The sequence below is a fragment of the Paraburkholderia sp. SIMBA_053 genome (genome assembly GCF_046534895.1).
Lineage (GTDB): Bacteria > Pseudomonadota > Gammaproteobacteria > Burkholderiales > Burkholderiaceae > Paraburkholderia > Paraburkholderia caledonica.
The window spans coordinates 1-240 of the sequence record NZ_JAWRXU010001563.1 but is presented as its reverse complement, the minus strand read 5'-3'; the positions used below and the strand labels follow the sequence as shown (position 1 = coordinate 240).

The following is a 240-nucleotide window of genomic DNA, read 5'->3' as shown; positions in this document are numbered from 1 at the left end:
CTGATACTCGGCGAGCGCCTCGTCACGCTCGGCGGCGAGCGCCTCCGCGTGGCCGCCCGCCAGCGCGAGCCGCTGATTGACGACCCGCTCGGCTTCCTCGCGCGCGCTCGCCCACAGATTGCCGGCAGCGCTCAGCATGGTTTGCGCGACGTCGTCCGGCAAGCCGGTCATGACCGACGCCGGCGCCTCCGCCGACGCAGGCTGGCGCGCTTGCCGCCAACGCTCGACGGCCGCCGACAC

At 74.6% G+C, this 240-nt stretch carries 1 protein-coding gene; it reads right to left on the bottom strand.

The genetic code is table 11. The annotated features are described in order from the left end of the window. A partial coding sequence (locus tag SB753_RS40820) for a DNA-binding protein (RefSeq protein ID WP_410805645.1) occupies positions 1-240 on the bottom strand: 240 nt, incomplete at both ends.